Source organism: Brevibacillus fluminis (genome assembly GCF_003710825.1).
GTDB classification, from domain to species: domain Bacteria; phylum Bacillota; class Bacilli; order Brevibacillales; family Brevibacillaceae; genus Brevibacillus_D; species Brevibacillus_D fluminis.
This window is the reverse complement of sequence record NZ_RHHQ01000014.1, coordinates 76320-83308: the sequence shown is the minus strand read 5'-3', so window position 1 is coordinate 83308 and position 6989 is coordinate 76320. Positions and strand designations below refer to the sequence as shown.

Below are 6989 nucleotides of genomic sequence, written 5' to 3'. Positions count from 1 at the left end.
CCCGTTTCCCCTGTCGGACCAGTTGCTCCCGTTGGGCCCGTGACTCCTGCTGGACCGATTGCTCCCGTCGGACCCGTTTCCCCTGTTGGACCCGTCGCTCCCGCCGAACCGGTTGCTCCCGTTGGACCCGTTTCCCCTGTTGGACCTGTTGCTCCCGTTGGACCCGCTTTTCCTGTTGGACCTGTTGCTCCCGTTGGACCCGTGACTCCTGTTGGACCCGTCGCTCCTGTTGGGCCCGTTGCTCCCGTTGGACCCGTCGCTCCTGTTGGGCCCGTCGGTCCCGCCGGACCGGTTGCTCCTGTTGGACCTGTTGCTCCCGTTGGACCAGTTGCTCCTGCTGCTCCTGTGGGGCCTGTTGCTCCTGTTGGCCCTGTCGCTCCCGTTGCTCCATTAGAATTAAAACCAAAGAAATTAGACAACTATCTGCCCTCCTCCCACCGGTTTCCTACATACTATGAAAAAAGATATCATCATGGCTATAACACTTGGCCATACTTTGAGCCCTAAATGTTACTGCTGTTAAATTCCTGCTAAGGTAATTAAACTGTCAACCTAATTAGGATCGCTGATAATCTCAAATTTTAATATCCAATTTTTCGGCCGTATCCGTTACCCGCGAATGAGTTGACGTTATTCGTTTGTAACCAGTCACTTGGTAGTGCCTAGGGCGTTTGTGGTTGAGCAAGCTTGCTAATGAAGTGTTCCGCAAGAGATTGATGATGGTACTTTATCAGCGAAGCACCAAATTCCAATACGAGTCAAGTTCCTTCGACCTCTAAAAGCAAGAACCCCACCTCGTAAGAGTGCGGCTTGTTTATAATGACTTTCCGCGGATGAATACAGGAAAATAGTTCGAGTGAATGATCTCATGTTTACCTGAATAAAGTGGTAACGAGTTTTGAATGGGAAGACAGAATGCCCAATATTTGGAACACAGCGATGATGAGTGGGTATGGGTATCCGTCATGAAAGGAAGCGGTTCGGGAAATGGCTTTCATCAAAATCAATGAACGGGTGGTTAATCTAAGGAAGCTTCTGAACAATGCATGAACGGTTCCTGAATTATTGGGCAAAGCCACTGCCTTGCCCAGCTCGGCCCAAGCGGCTATGGTCATGGTGCAAAAAGAAAGAGGAGCCGCGTTTGCAGCTCCTCTGCTCTAACTTTATTTTTACATCGGGGCAAATACAATATTGTAATCCACCACAGTAGTGCCATCTTCAGCAGTGACTCTCACAAAATCTCCATTGTACAATTGGTCCCCACTCTCTCGTTCGACACTAGCATTCGCATCAAATACTTGTATCGTCGCGCCTTGTGGAGCAACCAAGAAATTCATCAAAGCAAGATAATTTGTTGCTCCTGAGATAAAGAACGGAATCCCATTGTCTCTGATTTCCGTAAGGTTATTATCTACAGTGATTGGTGCACCATTAGTGGCTGAAAGTGAAGCATTGTGACTTACGCTATTCTCGTCTTATTCCTCTCGGGTTTATAACGAGCCTACACCGTGCGGGCGACTTTCATCGCACACGGCGTGCCATCAGCCGTGAATCCCAATCCTCCTCACATTAGAAATCACTTATTTCCCCAAAGCCACTCTACCATTCTCCCACTGAACAAATACTGAACAAGTTGATCAGGGAGCCACGTCAGCAGCCCCCCGCCACTATGCCACGTAAATCACTCTATAAACGGCTTATTTTACCAAAAAGCCGTCTCGCTATCATTGGGGTAAACCCAAATCGCAGCATTGTAATCTCCGCTTGGAATATGATAGGAGAGCGTTACGACCCCATTTGCATCAGTTACCTGTGACAGATTTGCAAGGGGGAAACTTTTGTTTTCATCCGGCAGTACGGTATAAGATTGCCCATCAGCGACCATTGTTATATCGCTTGCTCCGATATTCTCAATTTCCACTCCAACTCTGAATGTATAATTTGGAATCGGATTCCCATATTGATCTTTTGCCGTCAATGTAACCACGTTAACCTGTGGTTCATAAACCCAATCATTAGGATTGGGACTCAATACAGCCGTAGATTCGCTTGTAGAAAACGCCCCTACGTTGACGGTCTGAACAACACTCGAATCCTGATATCCCGTCGCTTCAACCGTAATCGTATAATTTCCTGGCGTCGTAATAATCCCATCCTGAATCGTTAGTTCTCCATTTGTGACAATATACTGATTCGTGTCTAACGTTTGGTTACCAATTTTCACCGCAGTCACCCTAGAGCTCCATACTGAATCATCAACAAAGGTAAGTGTTACATCGTTGTCTACGGTGTTGTCCGTGGTATCTGCCACTAGCCACATTCTGCTATTCTCGTCTTATCCCTCTCGGTTTTATAACGAGCCTACACCGTGCGGGCGCCTTTCAGCGCACACGGCGTTCCATCAACCGTAAAATCCCAATCCTCCTTACAAAGTCTCTTATTTCCCCACGTTTCAATGTAGCATTCAGCCACTAAACAAATTCTGAACAAAAGTTTGCAGGGTTCTGCCTCAGTAGCTCCCCATGACTCCAATCCCCCCCTCTGGGGTCAAATTACCCTACTCGGCACAGGGCGGCTTTGGTCACGGTGCAAAAAGAAGGAGGAACCGCGTTTGCAGCTCCCCTCAAATTGGAGTAAAGAAAAATCCCCTGGGATTTCTCCCAAGGGAATTTCTTTAATGAATACTACTTAGGTTGGATCGACTATTACTTGGGTTACTACAGCAACTGAATATCCTGTCGCAAAAAATTTGATCGTATGCGTACCAGCAGACATATTGATAAATGTTATTTTTCCAGGCACACTGGCAGAAAGTGAAAAGATAGGCCCATTATAATCGCTTTACTAATGCCCATACCACGACACATTCTTCGTCCCCATCATTATGTGATGCATGTGCTTCCCCTGAGGGAATCAATGTTGCATCACCAACAGAAACCCGGTATTCGTTTTCGGCAACTGTAACCACCATTGAACCGCTTACCACGATACAATATTCGTCCTCATCATGCGGTGCTAGACCCACTACAGGAATGCGAGCACCAGGTGGAATTGTTATGATGCCAAAACGAGTTTTTCCTCCATCGATTGCATCAAAAGGGAACATTGTCTTTAGAATTGCGTTTGGTCCCCCTTCAGGCAACACGTTGTTTGCATATGAAAGAATCATGACAACCCTCAATTATTTGACGTGTAAAAAGAACATGCTATCAATTGAATCAAGAACTTGATTCAATCCCTTCTAACCTACTCTTCAATTGCTCAAAGTAATCCCATTCCAAAACGTATTCCATGCATTTGTAAGCTTCCGCTCAAATTTTTCTCTATCATATAGAGACATTTCCAGAAATATACCGTCCATCAAGCAATAAAAAGCATCAACCAAAACTTCAATGTCAATATTGCGAATAACGCCCTGCTCAATGCCCTCCATGAAAATAGCCTGCAAAACATTTGAAAGGATTTCCTCCGTAACGCTTAATTTTGCTTTTATTTGCTCTTCCAAACCAGGAGGAGGAAACAGAATCACACGTCTATAAAATGAGATTTTATCTTTTTGTTGTTGATTGTACTTAAATGAGCTATTAAGGACTCCGTATAACTTCTCCTGTATGGAACTTATTGCGGAGTTTGTAATGGATCGAATGACATATAAGTTATATTCTTTTTGGGTTTCTTCAAAAACCTGTAGGAACAATTCTTCTTTGTTCACAAAAAACGCGTACATGGAAGGTGTTTTTATTCCCACCTCAGCTGCAATCGCTGTTAAGGTAGCTCCCTCAAATCCGTTAGCAGCAAAATGGACTAAAGCTACATTTTTAATTTTTTCTTTCGTTGTCATGAAATTTACCACCTAACTAGTTATCATGGGAAGAAATGAGCATATATTTTACCCGTTTGATTACAATTTTAGGTTACATACACCTACTATTTTTAATAATAATAGATCATATTGATAAAATGTAACATCCCCCACTTGAATCACCATTTAACTTCCTTTGCTAACACCAGCAATATGCCTTAAGTCGTTAATGAGTTTTTCTAGTTCTATAAAACTGTCTACGATCATGCTAATTCTCTGTTGCTGTTCATCTACACCGGAAAGAACTTCTCCCACAACACCAATTGACTGTTCCGTTAGAATGGTAATGGTACCAATCTCATTCACGATAATCTCGTATGAATGTTGTAATTCATTCATTTGCAATCCTAACATGACAGAGCGTCGCGAGATTTCATCATCGCCTTCCATGATTCCCTTGAATACTTCTTCCGTACGTTTCGCTACATCACGGCTTGAGTAAACAGCTTCTTGACCAAACTCAATGTGTTTCGTTACTTGTTCAGTCTGTTGCTGGATCTCAGATAAAATAGCGGAAATTTCCCCTGCCGATTTTTGGGATAACTCCGCTAGTTCGCGAACTTCTTTTGCAACAACAGCAAAACCTTTTCCATGCTCACCCGCCCTAGCTGATTCGATGGCAGCGTTTATGGCAAGCAAATTTGTCTGACCTGCTATCTTCGTAATAGCTTTCAGAATATGTTCAATCTTATTATTTTGGTACGTTAATTTTTTCATGATCTCTAAATTGGTAACAATCATTGTACTAACCCGATCCATTTCACTGTTCAATAAAGAAATTTGTTTGTAGCCATTAGTTAGAGCTACTTGTCTATGCGATGCCGCTTCATCAATGATATGGAATGTCTCAACTAGAAAGGAGACACTTGAATTGACTTCTTTCGTTGAAGTTTCAACCTCCCTGACACTGCCGACTTGAGATACAAAACTGCTCGTAACCTCCGAAAATGATTTCGTTATTTCCTTACCAATGCGACCGGTTGCCATAACGTTCTCTGAAAGATTACTACTAAAATTACTTAATCTTACTATTCCTTCTTGAATCCTCACAATGATTTGCTCAATCATTTGTCGTCCCATATCTATTTCAGCATTCTTTTCAATCGTTTCCTTCTTTAATTGATTACTGATATGAATTTGCATGAAAATGGAGGAGAGTGCAATGATAAAAATGATTGAATTATTTCCCCAGTTCATCTTCATTAAAAGAGGGTCAGACATTACGTGTATATAAGCTTGTAACCCATCGGTGTGATAATATTGGACAAACTGCAGAAAAACAAAAGAAAGAATGGCTGTGGAGATAAACAGTTTCCGCTCGTTGTATATGAGAATTATGGCGATGATATAAAATACATCTACTAGGTAGGTGAGTGGAGGCGTGCCGGTCTGTAAAGAATTTTTTAGGTCAATAAATTCGATCAAGAACATCGAGAGCATCAATATATAGGGAGTAATCGACCTACCCTTTTTCATTACATGTAGGATCAGTAAAACGGATAGAACTACCCACCCTTTACCGAAGTAGCTTACGTAACCATCCCCTACGGTAAGCCAGCAATATAGACTTAATCCGATGTAATAAAATCCACAATACACAAGAGCGACGGAGTGTTTTTTATCTAACTCCTTATCCATGCCATCCCTCCTTACCGATTTGATCGATTTACGTTTTAGCATTCTGAGTTAACATCAGCCATCCCAAAATGGAGGGACGGCTGATGTTGGTAGGGTTTAGTCCAAAATCACATTCTCCGTTTCACGCAAGAAGAGTGAAGAAATGCAAGTAATGACAAGGAACATGGAAATAAACGATACGATTGTAACAAAACCCATATTTGCCACTAGCATAGCTCCGATTATACCTGGAGCAACTGCGCTGGCTATGTTTTGGGCTGTTAACCCCCAAGCTACACTGACGCCCCGAACTTCAGTCGGATACATTTCCCCCGACCACGTGTTCCATACACCCCAAGCCCCTAAACTAAAAAAGTAATAGACGAAATTCCAGATGTACATCTCCACTACTGAATTGCAAGTAGCAAATCCAAATCCCCCAATAGCAGCCAATAGAACGAACCAAAACACTACTTTCTTACGTCCAAACCTTCCAGTAAGAGCGGCGGAGGCCATATATCCTGGGAACATGAACAGAGCAGTAATTGCTAGGAATCCTAGTCCTTGCGGTGTACTTAATCCTTTTTTTTCAAGTAACAGCGGCAACCATGAAAGCAATGCCCAGTAACCCCATGAGAAACAGAAACTGAAAATTGTCATCCATACCGTCATCTTTACATGCTTTCTTTTGAAAAGTTCGAGGAACGAGCCTTCTTTCACGTTGGCGATAACCAATTCCATGTCATCTAATTCGGAATCTATTTTCCCATTAGACAGTTTCCGTATGACTTCTTTTGCCTCTTTTTGGCGTCCTTTCCCAACAAGCCAATAGGGTGATTCTGGGATCGAAATGATCGCCAAAAACCATAGACCTCCCAGAGAACTGATTCCAAGAATCCAGCGCCAGCCGAGATCACCGAATAAATAGGTCACACCTATTGCAAGCAAGTATCCGATTGGCATACCGGAAGCCAGATAAACGGCCGCTTTCCCCCGCACTTTAACTGGAAGTAACTCTGTAAAGTATGGAAAGGTTACTACTAATAGTCCCGACAAAGCTACTCCCGATAAAAAACGCATCCACCACAATATTTCGAAATTCACTGAAAATGAACTAACCAATGAGATTAGCGCATAAGTTACTAAACTCCACAAAGTCGTTCTTTTACGACCGAACTTATCAACAAGTTTCCCCCAAAGCAAGCATCCCGGAATCATACCTAACGGCGACGAACCAATCAAAGAACCGATTTGTACCTGAGTCAATTTTAACGAAGCCCCGATTGAATCACCTATAAGGATGATGATCATCGATTCCCACATTTGAACAACGAACGAAATAAACAGTGCCATTCCTGCTTTCCAGTGCAAACGAGTCACCGGCATGCTTTTAAAAACTTCCCCTACCGGTACGGAATTAGGCCCCAGATCATTCTTTTGCAATTCAATCGACATGGTCTTCCCCCCAAAATTGAAGGTATATTTGTATGCGCTCTCATCTAATCTTCTG

General features: G+C 42.9%; 6 protein-coding genes. All 6 read right to left on the bottom strand.

Annotated elements, in window-relative coordinates; genetic code table 11:
• Nucleotides 1-419 (bottom strand): collagen-like domain-containing protein (locus tag EDM56_RS18880; protein ID WP_148040398.1); only part of this gene is annotated, 419 nt, incomplete at its 3' end.
• A 1283-nt stretch (nucleotides 420-1702) separates the two neighbouring features.
• Nucleotides 1703-2311, bottom strand: coding sequence for a DUF1533 domain-containing protein (locus EDM56_RS18875; protein WP_183192518.1), 609 nt, complete (start codon nucleotides 2309-2311; stop codon nucleotides 1703-1705).
• Nucleotides 2312-2830: 519 nt separating this feature from the next.
• Nucleotides 2831-3169 carry a cupin domain-containing protein gene (locus tag EDM56_RS18870; RefSeq protein WP_122919476.1) on the bottom strand — a complete coding sequence of 113 codons (339 nt, stop codon included), beginning with the start codon at nucleotides 3167-3169 and terminating at the stop codon, nucleotides 2831-2833.
• 84 nt (nucleotides 3170-3253) lie between these two features.
• Nucleotides 3254-3841 (bottom strand): TetR/AcrR family transcriptional regulator, encoded by a 588-nt coding sequence (locus EDM56_RS18865; protein WP_122919475.1) that lies wholly within the window; start codon nucleotides 3839-3841, stop codon nucleotides 3254-3256.
• A gap of 147 nt (nucleotides 3842-3988) precedes the next feature.
• Entirely contained in the window at nucleotides 3989-5500 is a 1512-nt protein-coding gene (locus tag EDM56_RS18860; RefSeq protein WP_183192517.1) for a methyl-accepting chemotaxis protein, read from the bottom strand.
• A gap of 96 nt (nucleotides 5501-5596) precedes the next feature.
• Nucleotides 5597-6934: an MFS transporter gene (locus tag EDM56_RS18855; protein WP_122919473.1), complete on the bottom strand. Its 1338-nt coding sequence runs from the start codon at nucleotides 6932-6934 to the stop codon at nucleotides 5597-5599.
• Between the last annotated feature and the right edge of the window lie 55 nt (nucleotides 6935-6989).